This window comes from Planococcus sp. SSTMD024 (genome assembly GCF_041320495.1).
Taxonomy (GTDB): domain Bacteria; phylum Bacillota; class Bacilli; order Bacillales_A; family Planococcaceae; genus Planococcus.
Genome location: NZ_JBGGNS010000020.1, coordinates 137,132 through 155,060 on the forward strand (window position 1 = coordinate 137,132; position 17,929 = coordinate 155,060).

General features: G+C 49.7%; 20 protein-coding genes. 15 read left to right on the forward strand and 5 right to left on the reverse strand.

Features of this window, described 5'->3' with window-relative positions; translation table 11 throughout:
- The first annotated feature begins 11 nt into the window (after positions 1 to 11).
- The 7 genes from AB9R92_RS06525 to AB9R92_RS06555 all read left to right on the forward strand — a co-directional run bounded on the left by AB9R92_RS06525 (position 12) and on the right by AB9R92_RS06555 (position 5,923).
- Positions 12 to 1,031: a zinc-binding alcohol dehydrogenase family protein gene (locus AB9R92_RS06525; RefSeq protein WP_370668651.1), complete on the forward strand. Its 1,020-nt coding sequence runs from the start codon at positions 12 to 14 to the stop codon at positions 1,029 to 1,031.
- A gap of 11 nt (positions 1,032 to 1,042) precedes the next feature.
- A complete protein-coding gene (locus tag AB9R92_RS06530; protein ID WP_370668652.1) occupies positions 1,043 to 1,666 on the forward strand; it encodes a bifunctional 2-keto-4-hydroxyglutarate aldolase/2-keto-3-deoxy-6-phosphogluconate aldolase in 624 nt (207 codons plus the stop codon).
- 11 nt (positions 1,667 to 1,677) lie between these two features.
- Entirely contained in the window at positions 1,678 to 2,736 is a 1,059-nt protein-coding gene (uxuA, locus tag AB9R92_RS06535) for a mannonate dehydratase (protein ID WP_370668653.1), read from the forward strand.
- Positions 2,737 to 2,747: 11 nt separating this feature from the next.
- Complete coding sequence (locus AB9R92_RS06540; RefSeq protein WP_370668654.1) at positions 2,748 to 3,584, forward strand: SDR family oxidoreductase; 837 nt, start codon at positions 2,748 to 2,750, stop codon at positions 3,582 to 3,584.
- Positions 3,585 to 3,616: 32 nt separating this feature from the next.
- Positions 3,617 to 4,240 carry a 3-hexulose-6-phosphate synthase gene (hxlA, locus tag AB9R92_RS06545; RefSeq protein ID WP_370668655.1) on the forward strand — a complete coding sequence of 208 codons (624 nt, stop codon included), beginning with the start codon at positions 3,617 to 3,619 and terminating at the stop codon, positions 4,238 to 4,240.
- A 205-nt stretch (positions 4,241 to 4,445) separates the two neighbouring features.
- Positions 4,446 to 5,177, forward strand: coding sequence for an ABC transporter ATP-binding protein (locus tag AB9R92_RS06550; RefSeq protein WP_370668656.1), 732 nt, complete (start codon positions 4,446 to 4,448; stop codon positions 5,175 to 5,177).
- The gene (locus tag AB9R92_RS06555; protein WP_370668657.1) at positions 5,174 to 5,923 is read left to right on the forward strand and encodes an ABC transporter permease; all 750 of its coding nucleotides are present in this window, start codon (positions 5,174 to 5,176) and stop codon (positions 5,921 to 5,923) included. Before AB9R92_RS06550 ends, AB9R92_RS06555 begins: the two co-directional genes overlap by 4 nt.
- A 31-nt stretch (positions 5,924 to 5,954) precedes the next feature.
- Here the strand turns inward: AB9R92_RS06555 and AB9R92_RS06560 are convergent, their stop codons facing one another.
- The gene (locus tag AB9R92_RS06560; RefSeq protein ID WP_370668658.1) at positions 5,955 to 7,025 is read right to left on the reverse strand and encodes a saccharopine dehydrogenase family protein; all 1,071 of its coding nucleotides are present in this window, start codon (positions 7,023 to 7,025) and stop codon (positions 5,955 to 5,957) included.
- A gap of 178 nt (positions 7,026 to 7,203) precedes the next feature.
- Here AB9R92_RS06560 and AB9R92_RS06565 point away from each other — a divergent pair, with 178 nt between their 5' ends.
- Positions 7,204 to 8,193, forward strand: coding sequence for a S8 family peptidase (locus tag AB9R92_RS06565; protein WP_370668659.1), 990 nt, complete (start codon positions 7,204 to 7,206; stop codon positions 8,191 to 8,193).
- Positions 8,194 to 8,244: 51 nt separating this feature from the next.
- Here the strand turns inward: AB9R92_RS06565 and AB9R92_RS06570 are convergent, their stop codons facing one another.
- Entirely contained in the window at positions 8,245 to 8,451 is a 207-nt protein-coding gene (locus AB9R92_RS06570; protein WP_370668660.1) for a hypothetical protein, read from the reverse strand.
- A gap of 250 nt (positions 8,452 to 8,701) precedes the next feature.
- Between AB9R92_RS06570 and coaW the strand changes: the two genes are divergently transcribed.
- Positions 8,702 to 9,505, forward strand: coding sequence for a type II pantothenate kinase (gene coaW, locus AB9R92_RS06575; RefSeq protein WP_370668661.1), 804 nt, complete (start codon positions 8,702 to 8,704; stop codon positions 9,503 to 9,505).
- A 296-nt stretch (positions 9,506 to 9,801) separates the two neighbouring features.
- Here the strand turns inward: coaW and AB9R92_RS06580 are convergent, their stop codons facing one another.
- A complete protein-coding gene (locus tag AB9R92_RS06580; protein ID WP_370668662.1) occupies positions 9,802 to 10,359 on the reverse strand; it encodes a nitroreductase family protein in 558 nt (185 codons plus the stop codon).
- Between the two features lie 205 nt (positions 10,360 to 10,564).
- On the opposite strand from AB9R92_RS06580, the gene AB9R92_RS06585 reads away from it, so the two are divergent.
- Positions 10,565 to 11,959, forward strand: a complete 1,395-nt coding sequence (locus tag AB9R92_RS06585) for a protoporphyrinogen oxidase (protein ID WP_370668663.1) — start codon at positions 10,565 to 10,567, stop codon at positions 11,957 to 11,959.
- A gap of 65 nt (positions 11,960 to 12,024) precedes the next feature.
- On the opposite strand, the gene AB9R92_RS06590 is transcribed toward AB9R92_RS06585, so the two are convergent.
- Positions 12,025 to 13,062 (reverse strand): C40 family peptidase, encoded by a 1,038-nt coding sequence (locus tag AB9R92_RS06590; protein ID WP_370668664.1) that lies wholly within the window; start codon positions 13,060 to 13,062, stop codon positions 12,025 to 12,027.
- A 299-nt stretch (positions 13,063 to 13,361) separates the two neighbouring features.
- Here AB9R92_RS06590 and AB9R92_RS06595 point away from each other — a divergent pair, with 299 nt between their 5' ends.
- The 3 genes from AB9R92_RS06595 to AB9R92_RS06605 all read left to right on the forward strand — a co-directional run bounded on the left by AB9R92_RS06595 (position 13,362) and on the right by AB9R92_RS06605 (position 16,043).
- Positions 13,362 to 14,918 (forward strand): fatty acid--CoA ligase, encoded by a 1,557-nt coding sequence (locus tag AB9R92_RS06595; protein ID WP_370668665.1) that lies wholly within the window; start codon positions 13,362 to 13,364, stop codon positions 14,916 to 14,918.
- 27 nt (positions 14,919 to 14,945) lie between these two features.
- The gene (locus AB9R92_RS06600) at positions 14,946 to 15,347 is read left to right on the forward strand and encodes a hotdog fold thioesterase (RefSeq protein ID WP_370668666.1); all 402 of its coding nucleotides are present in this window, start codon (positions 14,946 to 14,948) and stop codon (positions 15,345 to 15,347) included.
- 141 nt (positions 15,348 to 15,488) lie between these two features.
- Positions 15,489 to 16,043 (forward strand): TetR-type transcription factor C-terminal domain-containing protein, encoded by a 555-nt coding sequence (locus AB9R92_RS06605; RefSeq protein ID WP_370668667.1) that lies wholly within the window; start codon positions 15,489 to 15,491, stop codon positions 16,041 to 16,043.
- Positions 16,044 to 16,083: 40 nt separating this feature from the next.
- Here the strand turns inward: AB9R92_RS06605 and AB9R92_RS06610 are convergent, their stop codons facing one another.
- On the reverse strand, positions 16,084 to 16,587 hold the full coding sequence (locus AB9R92_RS06610) for a methylated-DNA--[protein]-cysteine S-methyltransferase (RefSeq protein ID WP_370668668.1): 504 nt from the start codon (positions 16,585 to 16,587) through the stop codon (positions 16,084 to 16,086).
- A gap of 126 nt (positions 16,588 to 16,713) precedes the next feature.
- Here AB9R92_RS06610 and AB9R92_RS06615 point away from each other — a divergent pair, with 126 nt between their 5' ends.
- Positions 16,714 to 16,857: a hypothetical protein gene (locus tag AB9R92_RS06615; protein WP_370668669.1), complete on the forward strand. Its 144-nt coding sequence runs from the start codon at positions 16,714 to 16,716 to the stop codon at positions 16,855 to 16,857.
- A gap of 115 nt (positions 16,858 to 16,972) precedes the next feature.
- On the forward strand, positions 16,973 to 17,914 hold the full coding sequence (locus tag AB9R92_RS06620; protein WP_370668670.1) for a hypothetical protein: 942 nt from the start codon (positions 16,973 to 16,975) through the stop codon (positions 17,912 to 17,914).
- Positions 17,915 to 17,929 lie beyond the last annotated feature (15 nt).

Here is a 17,929-nt window from a genome sequence, read left to right on the forward strand (position 1 = left end):
TGGTTATATCAATGAAAGCAGTTCAAGTTCCTAAAGCTTATGAAATGAAAATCATTGAACAAGATAGACCGCAGCTTCAAAAACCCAAGGATGTCCTAGTTCGAGTAAAGCGGGTCGGGATCTGCGGATCCGACATGCATATTTTTCATGGCAGCAACCCTCTTGCGACTTATCCACGGGTAGTGGGGCATGAAGTCGCGGGGCAAGTGGTCGAAACAGGTGAAGCCGTGACCTCCCTGAAAGAAGGCGATCACGTGGTGGTCGAACCGATTAATTATTGCGGTGAATGCTATGCCTGTCGTAAGGGACGCCCGAATGTCTGCGAAAAACTTTCTGTCTTTGGGGTCCATGAAGACGGAGGAATGCGCGAATACATCGTGCTACCTGAAAAGCAACTTCATGCGGTAGACAAACAGCTGGACTGGGACGAAATCGTATTGGCGGAACCTTATACAATTGGTGCCCAGGCAGTTTGGCGCGGCCAGGTGGAAAAAGGCGATACCGTCCTAATCCAGGGCTGTGGCCCAATCGGCATTTGCATATTGAAATTGGCGAAGATTGCCGGAGCTACGGTTTATATGTCCGATCTTAGCGAAGAGCGGCTTAAGTTCGCACAAGAAAATGGTGCAGATCAAGTCATCAACGCAGGAGTGGAATCAGTAAAAGAGAAAGTGCTCGAACTCACCGGCGGCATCGGTGTCAATGTAGTGATTGATGCTGTGTGCATTCCGTCAACAGTTGAACTGGGCATTGATGTGGTTTCTCCGGCAGGGAGTGTCGTAGTACTTGGCTTTACGGAACAGCCGTCTGCGATTCCGCAATTGCCGATCACCAAAAAAGAAGTGACGATTGTCGGTTCACGTCTGCAGACCAATCAGTTCGGGCCGGTCGTAAAATATTTGAATAGCGGCGAACTGGCTTCAGGCGGGTTGATTACCCATAAATTCAAATTGGACGATGTCAAAGAAGCATTTTCTTTTGTAGAAAACAATCCGGACAAAGTGCGAAAAGCATTAATTGTCTTTGACTGAGGAGCGGTGAAATGGTACCGAAAATGAAAGTCTATGAAACGCTATTATCTGCCAAAGTAGTGGCCGTCATACGAGGTGCAGATGCCGATGAAGCGGTTGCAGTAGCGAAAGCTGCGATTGCCGGGGGCGTAAATGCTATCGAGTTGACTTATACGACTCCGAACGTCGCTAAAGCGTTTGATCAATTGGAAGGAACTGACGATGCGTTAATAGGAGCGGGCACGGTGTTGGATGCACAGACAGCACGCCACGCATTGCTCCACGGAGCGCAATTTGTCGTCAGCCCCCATTTTGACGAGGAAATCGCCAAAGTCTGCAACCGCTATAACGTGCCTTACCTCCCAGGCTGCATGACCATTAAAGAAATGGTGCAGGCAACGGAATGGGGATGCGATATTTTGAAGCTGTTTCCGGCTAATGGATTTGAGCCTTCATTTATCAAGGCTGTGAACGGGCCGCTTCCGAAAGTGCGGATCATGCCGACAGGCGGCATCAATATGGACAATATGAACGCTTGGCTGGATGCTGGCGCGGTGGCCGTAGGAATCGGGAGTGATTTGACGAAAGCCTACCAAGCAGGCGGCCCAGGGCGAGTAACTGATTTGGCAAAACAATACCGGGCACGATTAGGGTAAAGGAGGCAATCATGAATATTACATTTCGTTGGTATGGACAGGATAATGACAGCGTCCAATTAGAGCAAATCAAACAGATTCCTGGAACAAAGGGGATCGTTTGGGCTTTGCATCAAAAACCGGTCGGTGAAGTTTGGCAAAAAGAAGAAATTCAGCGAGAAGTGGATTATATCAAGTCGCAAGGCTTCCACGCGGATGTTGTGGAAAGCGTCAATGTCCATGAATCGATCAAGCTCGGAAACGCAGACCGCGAGCGGTATATCGAAAACTATAAAGAAACGATCCGCAATTTAGGGGAAGCTGGAGTCAAGGTGATTTGCTATAACTTCATGCCAGTCTTCGATTGGACCAGAACAGCCCTTTACGAGCCATTGCCTGATGGATCGACGGCTTTGTTTTTCGAAAAGGAGAAAATCGAATCACTGGATCCGGCAGAGTTGATCGAAACGGTGGCCTCAGCTTCTGATTTAACGCTTCCTGGCTGGGAACCCGAAAAAATGTCGCGCATTAAGGAACTATTCGAGGAATATGAAGGAATGACGGAAGAAACGCTTTGGGAAAATTTGAGCTACTTCCTTCAAGCGATTTTGCCAGTGGCAGAAGCGAGCGGCATCAAAATGGCCATCCATCCGGACGATCCACCTTGGTCGATTTTCGGTTTGCCGCGCATCATGACGAGTGGGGAAAGCTGGGAAAAACTGCTGTCGATTTCCGATTCGCCGTCCAACGGCATTACATTCTGCACAGGCTCCATGGGGGCGAATCCAGAAAATGATATGGTGGCATTGGCCGCGAAGTATGCCAAGCATTCGCCATTCGCCCATTTGCGCAATGTAAAGATTTTCGAAAACGGCGATTTCATTGAAACCTCCCATTATACGCAGGATGGTTCCATTGATTTAGCTGGGGTAGTCCGGGAATTCGCTTCGCAAAATTACGAAGGGTATGCACGCCCAGATCATGGCCGCCATATCTGGAATGAACAATGCCGGCCAGGATATGGGTTGTATGACCGTGCGCTTGGAATTATGTATTTGCTTGGGCTTTGGGATGCCTACCAAGCAAAATAGGGGGTAGGAGAATGTTTTCTTCACATGAAAAACTGGCAGGAAGAACTGCAGTCATTACCGGCGGAAGCGGCGTGCTTTGCTCTGAAATGGCCAGAGCGCTTGCCGCCCAAAACGTGAATGTCGCCATTTTGAATAGAACGGCTGAAAAAGGGCAGACGGTAGCTGATGAGATTAATCATGCCGGCGGTAGTGCTATCGCGGTAGCTGCGGATGTATTGGACCGGCAATCATTGGAACGGGCAAAAGAAGAAATATTAAATGCCTATGGCCACATCGACATCCTCATAAACGGCGCTGGAGGAAACCATCCCGATGCCATCACGGACGTTGAGCTTCACTCTGAAGACGGCCAAGGAAAAACATTTTTTGATTTGGAAGAAGACGGTTTCTCCCGCGTCTTCGCCAGCAATTTCACCGGTTCATTTTTGGCGAGCCAAGTGTTCGGCAAAGAACTTCTTAAGCAGGAGTCGCCGGTCATCTTAAATATTTCGTCCATGAGTGCATACTCACCGATGACGAAAGTTCCAGCTTACAGTGCAGCAAAATCGGCGATTAATAACTTCACCATGTGGATGGCTGTTCACTTTGCTGAACAGAATTTGCGGGTAAATGCGATTGCTCCAGGCTTTTTCCTGACTGCCCAAAATAAAGATTTGCTAACGAACAAAGATGGCTCATTGACTCCGCGTTCTGGCAAAATCATGGCGAGTACACCAATGAAGCGTTTCGGCAAACCGGAAGACCTGGTGGGCACGATGCTGTGGTTAATAGACGAAAACTATTCAGGCTTTGTGACAGGCGTGACGATTCCAGTGGATGGTGGATTCCTCGCTTACTCAGGCGTGTAAGATCGATTGATCTAAACATTGGAGGCGAGCGCGTGAAGCTTCAATTGGCATTGGATAGATTATCAAAGGAAGAGTGTTTCCTTATGGTAGAGGAGACATTCCCGTATATTGATTGGATTGAAATTGGTACTGGGGTAATCAAAGAATATGGCATGGATATTGTGAGGGAAATGAAGCTCCGTTACCCTGATATTGTGCTGGTGGCGGACATGAAAACATGTGATGCCGGACAATTTGAAGCTCTGCAAGCTTTCGGTGCAGGAGCCGACATTATGACCGTCATGGCATTTTCACATGACAAGACCATACAAGACGCTTTGTCGGTGGCGGCAGAACACAATGGCCAAATCATGATCGATATGCTCCAGGTGGAAGGGAGTGGCCGGTTGGAGGAGTTGGAAAGTTTGGGTGCTACGCTTTTTGCCCTGCACATTGGAAAAGATGGTCAAGCGGCTGGAAAGCATACTGACTTTCAGATAGAACTTCGACAGTCCACAAACCCAGAATTGAAGTTTGCGCTGGCGGGCGGTATTACTGCAAGTTCGATCCCGACGCTGAAAGGCGCGGGCTTAGATGTGCTGATTATCGGCAGTGCCATCACAGCTTCAGACAATCCGGGAAAAGCGGCAAAAAAAATTCGAAACTTAATGAAGTAAAAAAGAGTTGAGTCCAAAAAGGATTCAACTCTTTTTTTATGATAATAATTATTGTTTAGAAATGCCTTGAAAACGCATTAATTGATATGTATTATCAATTAAAAATAACAATTCTCAATTACTTGGTTAGTCTGTAAAGTTATGCTATGATATCTACATTATAATAATTATAAATAAGAAACTTAAGAATTTGGGAGGTGTGGACATGAGCACCCAGTACAAACCGGCGATCCACTTTCAGCACGTGGATTACCGCATTGGAGACATAGAAATCTTAAACGATATTACCGGTTCATTTCCACAAGGCCGCATCACTACTTTGGTAGGGCCTTCAGGTGCCGGAAAATCGACGCTGCTTAAATTATGCAACGGCCTCATATCCCCGGAAAATGGAGAAATTTTCGTGAAAGATAAAGCGATCGGCGAATACGATCCAGTGGAATTGCGCCGGATGGTCGGAATGGCGTTGCAGAGCGCACCGATGATCAACGGCACAGTCTACGAAAACCTGAATTTGCCGTTGGAGCTGCAAGGGCAGCAATTATCAAAAGAAGAGGCTCTTGAGCTGCTTGAAGATGTCGGGTTGAAAGGCGACTTGCTGGACCGCAAAGTAAAAGAGCTGTCAGGTGGTCAACGCCAGAAAGTTTCCATCGCGAGAACGCTCGTCAACAAGCCGGAGATTTTATTGATGGATGAGATCACTTCTTCGCTCGACCGCGCTTCCAAGCTTGAAGTCGAGGAATTGATCAGCAAAATCAACCGGAAGTACAAGACTACAATCATTTGGATCACCCATAATCTCCAGCAGGCACTCGAAATCGGTGATTACACATGGGTCATGATGGACGGGCAAGTGGTGGAGACCGGCGAAAGTTCCCTGCTTGAAGATCCTCAAAATGGCCGTGTTGAAGAGTTCGTGAAAGGGGTGGTGTCATGAGTTATTGGGCTTTATCGCTGACGCTCATTTTCGTCCTCATCCCGCTGTTATTGTCGAAAACATTGAATTTGGGGCTAGGCCGCGACATGACGGTTGCAACCATCCGGTCGATCATCCAGCTGCTCGCTGTCGGATACGTTCTGAAATTCGTCTTCGATTCCGAAAGTTTGGTTTACATCTTCTTGATGGTCGCGCTGATGATCGTTGCGGCCACCCACAATGCGCAGAAAAAAGGCGCTGCCATTCAAGGCATCACCTGGAAGATTGCCGTCACGCTAATTTTTGTGGAAGTGTTGACACAAGGAATTTTGATCGGATTTAACATCACGCCGGCCACGGCACAATACATCATCCCGATCAGCGGCATGGTCATCGGGAACTCGATGGTGCTGTCGATCTTGTTCCTGAACCGTTTCACGGCGGAAGTCGAAGATCATCAGGACCAGACGGAATTGATCTTGTCACTTGGCGGAACGCCGAAACAGGCCATTCACCGCCAATTGATCAATTCGATCAAGGCGAGCATGATCCCAACGATCGAAAGCCAGAAGACGGTCGGGCTCGTCCAATTGCCGGGCATGATGAGCGGGCAGATCATCGCGGGGGCAGACCCGATACAAGCGGTGCAATTCCAGTTGCTCATTATGTTCCTGTTATTGACGACAGCCGCTGTAACGAGCGTGTTTCTCGGATACTTGTCCTATCCGACTTTATTCAATAAACGCATGCAATTATTAAAAGGCTGACGCTATGTCAGCCTTTTTGTTTTGCGCAGATCTAGTTGGCGGTTCCTGGATAAAAGCTGTCGATTTCAAAGTGTCCCGACCCGGGCAGGCTTTCGAGCAAATCCGGGCCGAACAATGCGGCGGGTGTCCAGCTTCCTCCTGGGTAGTCGCCTGACAGTAAGCGCTGTGTCACTTCGAGTGCACCATAGACGGTCAGGTCATAGACGTTTGCGGTGTTGATTCGGCATGTCTTGATAACGCCGTCTGCATTTTTTGCTTGTCCCCAAATATATGCAGCGCTTCCGGCGCGCTCTTCCTGGTCCGGCCCTGTCACGCGCCGCTCAATCCACTTCAGCAAAGGCTGCTTCACTTTTTCGGAAGACAGCAAAGGGCGTGCCGCATTCATGAGCTGGGCCGCTTTGGCTGCCGGTTTCGGTGTCGGAATCCATGCCGTGATATTGGGGATGCCGGTGGTGTAATAGGCGGTAGCCACATCCCCCCAAGGAATCGCCATGGCGGATTTCCGTCCGCGCCCGAAATCGATCATTCGCTTGTGCTTGCCGAGTGCGACAGCAGTCAGCTCCCCGTCTTTGCGGATCGTATTGCCTCCACCGAGCCCTTCGACCATCGTCTTCATCGTGCCGGGCGAAATGCCGGAATCCGAATCGAAACCAAGCGCAAGCTCGGTGGCGTCGGGTAAAGCTTGTTTCAGCTTCAAAGCAGTGCAGTCAGTCGGAATGACGTCAAAGCCAACTCCGGAACATAAGATGATATTTTTCTTTTGTGCTTTTTCGTGCAAAGAATGGGTATGTTCGAAAACACTGATTTCCCCAGTGATGTCGAGATAATGGGCGCCCGCTTCCAAGCAGGCGTGGATCATCGGTTTGCTGGTCTTCTCGAAAGGCCCTGCGCAATGCAAGACGAGATCGATGCCCTCCAAATGCCTTGATGTTTGGTTATTCAATTCGAAAATGCGGAATTCCAAGCCGAGTTGTTCGGCGAGTGGCTGCACCTTTTCCTTGCTGCGCCCAGCCAAGACCGGCTGCAATCCGCGTTCAACTGCTTCTTGTGCAATTAATTTTCCTGTATAGCCTGTCGCTCCGTACAATAGCCATGTAGTCATTGTTTTTTGCCTCCTCGTCATTTGGCATCTTTCTTGTGTTCTTCAATAAGCAGGAAATTCCTGTCTCTTTCTTGAAACTAATAAGAACAACTTTCCATTTCGAAATACGAACAAATGTTTGATTTTAGCAGCGGCAGTCAGGTAGAATGAAGGAAATGATCCGAAGGAGGAATTTTCGATGAAAAATATTCATTTGATTCCATACCGCGTTGAACAAGTGACGGCCGCACCGCCTCACATCCCGGAAGGCGTACGGATGATCCAGGCTCCTGACGTGTGGGAGAGTGCAGAACACGGAAAAGGCAATGTGGTGGCCGTATTGGATACAGGCTGCCAGACCGACCATCCCGATTTGGCAGCGCGGATTGTGGGCGGCCGCAACTTCACGCATGATGACGGAGGGGACCCGGAACGAGTCGAGGATTATAACGGGCACGGCACCCATGTCGCGGGGACGATTGCCGCTTCTTTGAGAGATGAGGAAGGCGTGGTCGGCGTAGCGCCGCTTGCTGATTTGCTTGTCGTTAAAGTGCTCGATAAAGAAGGCAGCGGCAGCTATGAAGGCATCATTGCCGGCATCCATTACGCCATCGATTGGCGCGGGCCGGAAGGGGAAAAGACAACGGTCATTTCGATGTCGCTCGGCGGCCCTGAAGATCATCCCGAATTGTATGAAGCCGTGAAACGGGCGGTGGATGCCGGGATCCCGGTCATCTGTGCAGCTGGCAATGAAGGCGACGATGCGCACGATACCGATGAATTTGCCTACCCTGGCGCATACGGCGAAGTCATTCAAGTCGGCGCTGTCGATTTCGACCGGCGCATCGCCCCGTTCAGCAATACCAACAACGAAATCGATCTTGTAGCACCGGGCATCAATATCTATTCCACCTATTTGAATGGGGAATATGCAAGTTTATCCGGCACTTCGATGGCGACGCCTCATGTGTCAGGAGCCTTGGCATTGATACGCAATATTTCCGAGCGTGACTTCGACCGAAAGCTGACAGAGGCGGAATTGTACGCCCAGCTTGTCCGGCGCACCGTTCCGCTTGGCTATCCGAAGACAGCGGAAGGCAATGGCTTGTTGGCGCTCGATATATTGAATAAATTCGAGCAATTGTTCAAGATCCTCAGCAATTCCTACGGCAATGGAATGGACCGGTAACTGAACCCATTCAAAAACCCCCAGACGCAAAGTCTGGGGGTTTTCTTGCATTTAATCCGTCACTAATTTATCCGTTTTCCGCTGCTCTTCAATCCACCACTCAATGTGGTCTTCGTCGAACAGGATTATATCGCCATAAGGCCGGGCATGCGGAATTGTTCGTTCTGACAGGAGTTGCTGAATCTGCTCCTCTGTCATGGGGCAACTTCGCTGCTCCAGATATTCGAGCAATTTAGGTATTCCCTGGATTTTACCCATTTAATCACCTCCCACAAAACCTTCCTTGCAGAAGCAAAGAAAGTTCAGCCCGAGTTATTAAACAGGTTGCTGAAGATTCTATTCCCATATTTTCGAATGTCTAACCCTCAAAATCAAAAATCTTTTGAATACGTAAAGTAGAAGGGGGCAAACTCCTCCCGCTCGGTGCGTGAATATGTTAGAATTTCCCCATATGTTAAAAACTATGTAAGGCAGTAAAAGTGCTTTTCAGAAGAGAAGGTGCAGATAGATGAAAGTCGGAATAGATGCGGGCGGGACGCTGATCAAAGTGGCCTATACCGACGGGGGCCCGATTCGTTTTGCGAAATACCCGATTGCTGAAATCGGTTTGGTGGCGGAGTGGATCAACGGGCTTTCGGCTAGTGAAGTATGTGTAACCGGCGGAAAATCAGGTGTGCTGGCATCTTTGCTGGAAAAATCCGTTGAAGAAATGGTGGAGTTTGAAGCGACCCATTTAGGCGTTCAAGTATTGCTTGAACGCATGGGCCTTCACCAGGAAGCTTATTTGGTCACCAATGTCGGAACCGGCACGTCGATTCATTGCGTGCAGGATAATACGCAGGAGCGTCTCGGCGGCACGGGAATCGGTGGCGGAACGCTGATCGGACTCAGCCATTTACTGACGGGGATCACCAGCTTTGATGAAATCGTTGACCACGCCAAGCGCGGATCGCGTGAACGCATCGATTTAAAAGTGAAGCATATCTATGAGGGCAAAGAGCCGCCGATTTCAGGTGAGTTGACTGCCAGTAATTTTGGGCAGGACTTGTTCTCCATTTCCCATGAGTTGTCGAAAGAAGAACTGCTGGCGACGGTCATCGGCCTTGTCGGTGAAACGGTCAGCACGGTCAGTGTACATGCAGCGCGCCAATGCCGCAGCTCGACGATTGTCTATATCGGGTCTTCCTTCAGCGACAATGCCCTATTGAAAGAAGTTGTCACCAGCTACACCATTCTGCGCGGCTCGACGCCGTTGTTCCCGGATAACGGTGAATATTCCGGCGCAGTCGGTGCGTTATCTGTGTTGAAATAAAAAAGAGCACGAGCCTTGATGCTCTTTTCTCAGCCTGTCGAGAAACTTAGAAAACCGCATTTTCCGAAGCTTATCGCTCGCTTTCCGAGGGCGGGAATCGAGCCTCCTCGTCACTTCGTTCCTGTGGGGTCTCTCAAACCCGCTTTTCCCGCAGGAGTCGAGCGAACGCTTCTCCAAATACTCAGATAGAACATTGAATTTTGAATGGGGAAAAGGTAATACGCTTTTTGACTCATAGTGGATCACGGACTTCTTCGACACTAAAAAAAGAGCATCAGCTTTGATGCTCTTTTTCGTTATTGATCGATGATTTCCAGTTTTTCGCGAATGTCGGTGCGGGCTTGTTTTTCGGGCACGTGGGCAGGGTAGCCCATCATCATTGTCGCGACGATTTTCTCGCCTGGTGCGACCCCGATGGACTCACGGAAGACGGGATCATAAATCCAGTCGTTCGAGCGCCAGATCATGCCGATGCCGCGCTGCCAGGCAGCCAATTGGAAATTTTGCAGCATGGAACTAAGCGCGCCGTAATCTTCATCGAAGCGTCGCTGGCGCGGGTCGACCGGCATGATTGCCACAAGATGGAGCGGAATGTCGCGGAAATACTGGGCTTTATTGAGTGCTTTTTGCGGAATGTCGCCGTCCGGTGTTTTCATTGAGTCGAGGAAGGCTTGGACGAATTTCTCTTTGCCGGCGCCGGCATATAGCTGGAAGCGCCAAGGTTCGTTCACTTTATGGTTAGGTGCCCATTTCGCGATATTCAGCAAGTCGATAATCTCTTCGACATCGACAGCGTCTGGTTTGAACTTTTTGATCGATCTTCTTTCCATGATCAATTGATCAATCGGATTCATCAATTTGAACCTCTCCTATCCTTTAAATGCTTTCAGTTAAATCCTACCACGAATGGTGAAAATCGTGTTGAAAATGACATATTGCCTGATTTGAATTGTGCAGCTTCTTGGTAAAATATAAATAGAGGCAATAGGTTGATTAAGATATTTTGAAATTATTACCATTATAGAAAACAGGAAATTATATAAGCAAGGAGTGATTCGGATGAAGAAAGCCGTGGTCATCGGCGGGGGGATTACGGGCCTTTCCGCCATGCATTATTTAGAGCGGATGAAAAAGCAGCACGGGCTCGAGTTGGAATTGGAGCTTGTTGAAAAAGATGATGAGCTAGGCGGGAAGATTCGCACGGTGAAAAAAGAGGGCTTTACGATGGAAGTGGGCGCGGATTCCATCGTCGCACGCCATGCCAGTGTATTGCCGCTCATTGAAGAGCTTGGGCTCGAAGAACAGATGGTCTATAACGGGACGGGCATCTCCTATCTGTATACCGACAATCATTTGCATGCCATTCCAAAAGATACCGTATTCGGCATCCCGATGGACCGCGAAGCGCTGTTCAGCTCGACACTTGTGTCACAACAGGGGAAAGAGCGGGCGATGCAAGACTTTGAAACCGTGAACGACCGCTTTACGAAAGACAGCTCAATCGGGGAATTCCTGGAAGCGTTTCTCGGCAAAGAGTTGGTGGAACGCCAGATTGCCCCTGTCTTATCCGGCGTTTATTCAGGTTCATTGCGGGAATTGACCTTAGCTTCCACTTTGCCGTATTTGATCGATTATAAAAATGACTATGGCAGCATCATCAAAGGCTTCGAAGCGCATAAGGAAACTTTCCAAGGTGCGGCGAATAAAAAATTCATCTCCTTCGATGGGGGGATGGCGGCTTTGATCGACCGCCTCGAAGAACAGCTGGAAACGGCGCTCGTCCGAAAAGGCGTCGGGACGAGCTCGTTGGAGAAGCGCGACGGGCGCTACAAGCTCGGCTTTTCAGATGGCACATCAAGCGAGGCGGATTTCATCGTGCTGGCGATTCCGCACCAGCAAGCCCAAGCATTGGTGAAGGACGATACGCTTGATGAGGAATTTGGCCAATTGATCAATTCGTCATTGATCAGCGTGTATTTGGGATATGACTTGCCGGATGAGCAATTGCCGGCGGATGGCACCGGCTTTATCGTGTCGGAAGGCAGCGATTTGGCCTGTAATGCCTGCACCTGGACGAGCCGCAAATGGCCGCATACTTCGGCGCAGCAAAAATTATTGGTGCGTTTATTCTACAAGAGCACAAACCCGGTTTTCACCGAACTGCAAAACAGCTCCGAAGAACAAATTGCGGCTAAAGCCAAAGCGGATATCCAAAAAAGCCTGGGCATCGAAGAACCGCCCGCTGTCATCGAAATCACGCCGTGGAATGAGCTCATGCCGAACTATCACATGGGCCATAAAACGGCAGTCATGTCGCTTGAAGCGCGGCTAGCCGGCGCTTATCCGGGCGTCTATCTAGCCGGCTCTTCCTATTACGGGGTCGGCATCGGCGCCTGCATCCAAAACGGCAAAGACCTGGCGCAGAAAATCGCACAAGCGATGGGCGAAAAATAAAAGTACTGTTATCAACACGCAAAAAAAGCTCCGGGAAAATTCCGGAGCTTTTTTTATATGCCGCATTATCTCATGGCGTTAAGCCGTTTGTAGCTGTCGAAATGCTTGCCCCAATAACTGTCGTTCAGGCTAGTGATTTGGACGCGGTCTCCGCCGGCGTGGATGAAGCTATTATTGCCGACATAGATGCCCACGTGGGAAATTCCCGGGCGATATGTGTTTTTGAAGAACACCAGGTCCCCGGGTTGCGGAGAACTGACCGTAAATGAACTCGCGTAATAGCCGATTGTGTTCGTGCGTGGAATCGTGACGCCTGCGCGGTTATAGACATAGTACAGATAGCCGCTGCAGTCAAAGCCGCTCGAAGTCGTGCCGCCCCATGCATAAGGCACCCCGAGCTGTGTGTGTGCGATGGAGAGCACTTGTCCGGCTTTTGAAGAGGAAGCCGGATTGGAAACTTGGACAGGCGAAGGAGCAGGAGCCGCGCCTCCTTGGATTTTCAGCACTTGGCCAACGCGGATATTGCTCGTGCTTAAATTGTTCCAGCTCATCAATTGCGCAACGGAAACTTTATAGCTTCTGGAAATCTTGCTGAGCGTGTCGCCTGAGACAACGCGGTATGTAGTCGTATTGGCTTGTGCTGGCGGCGCAGCCGGAGCTGGTGAAGGCGATGCGACGACAGCTGATGCCGTGCCGCTGACTTTTAGCTTCTGTCCGACGTGGATCGTGGAAGTGCTCAAATTGTTCAATTGCTGGATTTTTGCGACCGATGTAGCGTGCATGTTGGCAACTTTATAAAGCGTATCTCCGGCTTTGACAGTGTAAGTGCTAGTCTTGGCGGCAGCTGGTGCGGCCGGGGCAGATGGGGCGGGAGTGCTCGTTGTGGATGGCGACGTCAAGCGCAGCACTTGGTTCGGATAAATGGCATCCGTGCTTAGGCGATTCCATGATTTCAAGTTGGCGACAGACACATCGTTGCTTGAAGCCACTTTCCATAATGTGTCGCCCGGTTTAATTTTGTACGAACTTGCTTCTGTGTCTGCAGCCCCTAGTGCCAAAGATAGGACTCCTGCCGTGATGGCCATGCCGATCAGCTTCTTCATGCTCATTCCCCTTTTTGTATCCGCAACGTAATTTGCGTATGTAATTTTCTTTAAGTGTATTCAGTTTCATGAATATAGGCAATAAGTTTTATATTACATTTGTGTTACAAAAATCTAAAGGCTTAATTTACAGTTTTATTTTGCCTATAAAAATAATAATGGTAAAAAATTCTTCTAGTCTATTAGATGTGGATCATAACAGGCGAATCACAAAACAATTGTTGAAATATTTTTGCTAATCTGACATTATGGAAGTAGTTTATTGGTGAATCAGCATTCAGTAGAGGGAGGAAAAAATCATGTATGCGACACTTGGAAGTATATTTGACCATACGGTTTCCTTGCATCCGGAACGTGAAGCGTTTGTCGACCTAAGAAGAAATAAGCGCTGGACATATGCGCAGTGGCGGGATGACGTGCACCGACTGGCGAATGCGCTGACGGCAGCTGGCGTCGCTAAAGGAGATCGCGTTTCCACGTATCTTTTCAATAATCAAGAGTTGGCGACTGCCTTATTTGCCTGCGCCAAAATCGGCGCAATCTTCAACCCCATCAATTTCCGCCTGAAAGCTGAAGAACTGGCCTTCATCATAGAAGATGCCAAGCCTGAAGTGGTGCTGTTCGAAGAAGTACTGGAAGGCGTCGTACAAACCATTGCGCCGCAGTTTCCGGCGGTCCAGTTCTGGACGATCGACGACAAGACGCCGTCATTTGCAAAAAACTATCATGAACAAATCGCGGGGGCATCAACGGAAGACCCAGGCGTCGATATGGACGAATCGGATACATACGCCATCATGTATACGAGCGGAACGACTGGGCGGCCGAAAGGCGTCATCCACCGGCACCGGAGCATGGCTGAACAGAGCATGATGTGCATTGCGATGCTCAAGACGACCAAACATGATATCGGTTTGGTCGCGGCACCGATGTTCCATTGCGCAGAGCTTCATTGCAATATCATTCCGCGCGTCCAGGCGGGGGCAGCGAGCATCATCATGCATCAATTTGATCCATTTTTGGCGCTGGATACGATCGAGAAAGAACGAGTGACAGTCATGTTTGCGGTGCCGACGATGTGGAGCATGGTTGCCGAAATCGACGGTGCGCAGCAGAAAGTGAAGAGCTTGACGCGCGGTCTTTACGGCGCAGCCCCGATGGCACCTGTGCTCGTAAAACGCGTCAAAGAAGTGCTGGGCATCGATTTGATCCAGGCTTATGGACAGACGGAAATGGGCCCGGCCATTACATTTCTATCGGAAGAAGACCAGTTGACTAAAGCCGGCTCTGCCGGACAGCCTGCCTATAATCACGAAATCCGTGTCGTCCGGCCGAATGAAGACGGCCCGTCGGAACCGGAAGATGTGCTTGCGCCGTTTGAAGTCGGGGAAATTATTGTACGGGGGCCGAGCATGATGGCGGGGTATTTCCAGCGCGAAGATGCGACGGAAAAAGCGCTTTATAAGGGCTGGTACCATTCGAGTGACTTGGGGTACATGGATGAACAAGGGTATCTATACGTCGCGGACCGCGTCGATGACATGATCATCAGCGGCGGAGAAAATATCTACCCGCGCGAAGTGGAAGATGCGCTCCATGGCCATGACAAAGTACAGGACGTGGCGGTGCTCGGCGTGCCGGATGAGAAATGGGGCGAGTCGGTATTGGCTTTTGTCGTTTCGAAAGACCCATCGCTGACTGAAGCGGATTTGGAAGAATACTGTGTCAATCACGAAAATCTCGCGCGCTATAAGCGGCCGCGCTCATACCGTTTTGTCGATGAGCTGCCGCGCAATGCCAGCGGAAAGATCCAGAAATTCCTGCTGCGTGAACAATATCGAGAATTATCGTCTTGAACGGGCGATGAGAAAAGAGGGGCAAACATGGTGAAGATGAAGCCAGTGGAAGAAACGATCATGGGAGTGCTCGGCATCGAGCTGACGGAGCAGTCCGCTGAACGGATTGTCGCGACAATGCCCGTGCATGCAGCGACGCATCAGCCATTCGGTTTATTGCACGGCGGGGCGTCGGTGGTTCTTGCAGAGACGGTGGCGAGTTTCGGTACTTGGCATGCGATTGACCAGCAAAACGAAATTGCGGTCGGGCTGGAAATCAACGCCAACCACATCCGCGCAAAAAAAGACGGGGCGGTGACAGCCATCGGCACGCCGCTTCATAAAGGGCGCACGACGATGATTTGGGATATCAAAATCGTGGATGAAGAAGAGCGGCTCATTTGCGTTTCGCGCTGCACGGTGGCGATTGTCCAAAAACCAACTGAATGATGGCGAAAGGCCGGACCTCGCAACGGGGTCCGGCCTTTTTGGCGGACTCAGCCATCAATGCAACGCAGTCGCCATGATATAATGGATAGACAAGGAAGCGGGCGCACAGAAAGGCAGTGACGGGTTTTGAAAAGGGAAATTATGCAACAAAGCATTGCGCTGTTTGTCGATAAAGGCTACAGCGCAACGTCGATACAGGACATTGTAGATGCCCTCGGCGTAACAAAAGGCTCTTTCTACTATCATTACAAAAGCAAAGAAGCGCTGCTGATGGACATCCACCAGCAATACATCGAAGAATTGCTGGCCAGGCAGCAATCGATCCTGCAGGACGCGGCGCCGGCAACAGAAAAACTGGCGGAGATTGTCCGTTTGTTGATTGGCGATATGGAAAAACAAGGGCCAATCGCCAATGTCTATTTCCGCGAACTGCGTCATTTGAAAGAAGAGAATGCTAAAACGATTCGTTCGAAACGGGCGGAATTCCGCGAACAGATCGAATCGGTCCTGTTGGCAGGGATCGAAAGCGGCGAGTTCCGCAAAGAGTTGAATCCGAAAATGATCGCTTTCGCCGTGCTCGGCGTGACCAATTGGAGCTATCAATGGTTTCAGCCGGGCGGCGAGCTATCCACTGGGGAACTGGCCGAACTTTACACCGATTTCATCCTCCATGGCATCATGCCGACGCACAAGTAAAAGCCGTTATCCGACTCGGCGGATAACGGCTTTTGCTTCTTCATTTTCGTTCCGTTTCCAGCAAATGATGTTTGAGTGCCATGCCGCCCCGGAATCCTGTCACATTGCCGCTTTTCCGGATGACCCGGTGGCAGGGGATGAAAAGGAGCAAAGGGTTTGCGCCGACTGCTGAAGCGGCTGCTCGGACAGCTTTCGGTTTGCCGATGCGTTCAGCTAGTTCGGAGTAAGAAATGGTTTGGCCGTAAGGGATCTCCTGCAAGACTTGCCAGATGGAGCGTTGAAATACGGTGCCTTCCACATCAAGAGGCAGCGGGAATTCTTCATGGGAACCTGTGAGCCAAGCTTCGATTGCGTATTGATATTCCTTTAACGCTTCTTCATCTTGGATGAAATCGGCGCTTGGAAACCGTTTTGCGCAATGCTGCTGCATTTCAACAATGCCTTCACCCGGCGAACCGACGTAGCAAAGGCCTTCGTCGCTTTTAGCGAGCAGCAGCCGAAATCCATGTTGTTCGGCGTAAGCCCAACGGATGGTATGTGCCATAGCGATCACCCTTCCTTATTTTAGTTTCAGTATACGCCCTGCCAAGACATTTTTCAGCAAGCAGATTTCCTGTTTGAGCTTATGAAGAACGGGAATACGAGTGATAAGACATAAGGAGGGATCTACATGGCAAGAGACAAGAATAAAGAAAGACTGGAAGAAGAGCGCCGCGAGCAGGAATTGCGTGAAGAACAACAGGCTTTTAAGGACAGTGCCAGAAACCTCGACGAACAGAACCGCATGAACGATACAGAGAACCAGCAAAAATAAAGCATACGCCAAACCCAGCCCGTGCACCGGAAAATCCGGTGGGCGGGCTTTTTTCACTATACGTGCAAGCGTGGTAGTATGGTACATAATACTTTTTTAGGAAAGAGTGGTTTTCATGTTTGATACTCTTGAACAATTGATGGAAGAAAAAGGAATAGACAGCAAGCGTTCGGTCGCATGGAAGAAAATCAGCGAAGAGGAACGGTTGTCGGAAAAATTTCTTGCCGATAATGCGCGCAATGTCCATTGGCACCTGATCTCCAAGCATCAATCACTGTCCGAAGGGTTTATCGGCCAATACAGCGGCTTTCTTTACTGGGATGAAATCCTCCGCCACCAGCAAGTATCGGAGTGCTTTCTGGAAGAATTTTCAAATCCTGAAAAATGGCAGCCTCAAGAAAATCAGCTATCCCCAAAGCAGTTGAAATCCTTGGAGGCGCATGGCCAAACTTTTGACGAACAGGAATATTGGAAGCTTGTATCCGCCAAACGCCTGTCGCCGATGTTCATCGAGAAACATCAGGACCGGGTCGATTGGCAGATACTCAGCGAACAGCAGGAATTGCCGATGACATTGATCGGCCGCCATGCAGATAAAGTCGATTGGCTCGCTGTGACGCGCGGGCAACTGTTAACGGAGCGGTTTATCGAGAAACACAAAGGCCAAGTGGAGTGGGAGACGCTGTCGTTTCATCAGGAATTGTCAGAGCGGTTCATCAACCGGCACAGCGATAAGATGGCAGCCATTTCTGCAGAACAGCCGCGCTCTGAAGCTTTCCTTTATATGCACTTGGACAAGATGGATCCGGAGATGGTCATTGCTTGCCAAGAGATTGGCGAAGCTACGGAATTTGACTCTTTTAAAGTGTTCAGTATTTCCCGCAATAGCCGGAAAAAATACATTGTGGAATTCCATCATTACGATGAACCGGATTCCCCGCGTTTTCTGAAACTGGACGATGAAGGCTTTTATGATTTGCTGGAAGAGTATGACTTGCAGGATCAAATTGAAGCGGATTTCCCGGAACTTTTATTTATCGAAGAAATGCGCTTCTGACCAAACGCACCCGTA

What these genes read in the sequence shown, in the direction of transcription:
- AB9R92_RS06550 (WP_370668656.1), top strand. Translation starts at nt 4,446, where the DNA reads ATGAGCACCCAGTACAAACCGGCGATCCACTTTCAGCACGTGGATTAC.
- AB9R92_RS06565 (WP_370668659.1), top strand. Translation starts at nt 7,204, where the DNA reads ATGAAAAATATTCATTTGATTCCATACCGCGTTGAACAAGTGACGGCC.
- AB9R92_RS06605 (WP_370668667.1), top strand. Translation starts at nt 15,489, where the DNA reads ATGCAACAAAGCATTGCGCTGTTTGTCGATAAAGGCTACAGCGCAACG.
- coaW (WP_370668661.1), top strand. Translation starts at nt 8,702, where the DNA reads ATGAAAGTCGGAATAGATGCGGGCGGGACGCTGATCAAAGTGGCCTAT.
- AB9R92_RS06560 (WP_370668658.1), bottom strand. Translation starts at nt 7,025, where the DNA reads ATGACTACATGGCTATTGTACGGAGCGACAGGCTATACAGGAAAATTA.
- AB9R92_RS06620 (WP_370668670.1), top strand. Translation starts at nt 16,973, where the DNA reads ATGTTTGATACTCTTGAACAATTGATGGAAGAAAAAGGAATAGACAGC.
- AB9R92_RS06590 (WP_370668664.1), bottom strand. Translation starts at nt 13,062, where the DNA reads ATGAAGAAGCTGATCGGCATGGCCATCACGGCAGGAGTCCTATCTTTG.
- AB9R92_RS06555 (WP_370668657.1), top strand. Translation starts at nt 5,174, where the DNA reads ATGAGTTATTGGGCTTTATCGCTGACGCTCATTTTCGTCCTCATCCCG.
- AB9R92_RS06530 (WP_370668652.1), top strand. Translation starts at nt 1,043, where the DNA reads ATGGTACCGAAAATGAAAGTCTATGAAACGCTATTATCTGCCAAAGTA.
- AB9R92_RS06610 (WP_370668668.1), bottom strand. Translation starts at nt 16,587, where the DNA reads ATGGCACATACCATCCGTTGGGCTTACGCCGAACAACATGGATTTCGG.
- AB9R92_RS06595 (WP_370668665.1), top strand. Translation starts at nt 13,362, where the DNA reads ATGTATGCGACACTTGGAAGTATATTTGACCATACGGTTTCCTTGCAT.
- AB9R92_RS06600 (WP_370668666.1), top strand. Translation starts at nt 14,946, where the DNA reads ATGGTGAAGATGAAGCCAGTGGAAGAAACGATCATGGGAGTGCTCGGC.
- AB9R92_RS06540 (WP_370668654.1), top strand. Translation starts at nt 2,748, where the DNA reads ATGTTTTCTTCACATGAAAAACTGGCAGGAAGAACTGCAGTCATTACC.
- AB9R92_RS06570 (WP_370668660.1), bottom strand. Translation starts at nt 8,451, where the DNA reads ATGGGTAAAATCCAGGGAATACCTAAATTGCTCGAATATCTGGAGCAG.
- AB9R92_RS06585 (WP_370668663.1), top strand. Translation starts at nt 10,565, where the DNA reads ATGAAGAAAGCCGTGGTCATCGGCGGGGGGATTACGGGCCTTTCCGCC.
- AB9R92_RS06615 (WP_370668669.1), top strand. Translation starts at nt 16,714, where the DNA reads ATGGCAAGAGACAAGAATAAAGAAAGACTGGAAGAAGAGCGCCGCGAG.
- AB9R92_RS06525 (WP_370668651.1), top strand. Translation starts at nt 12, where the DNA reads ATGAAAGCAGTTCAAGTTCCTAAAGCTTATGAAATGAAAATCATTGAA.
- AB9R92_RS06580 (WP_370668662.1), bottom strand. Translation starts at nt 10,359, where the DNA reads ATGAATCCGATTGATCAATTGATCATGGAAAGAAGATCGATCAAAAAG.
- uxuA (WP_370668653.1), top strand. Translation starts at nt 1,678, where the DNA reads ATGAATATTACATTTCGTTGGTATGGACAGGATAATGACAGCGTCCAA.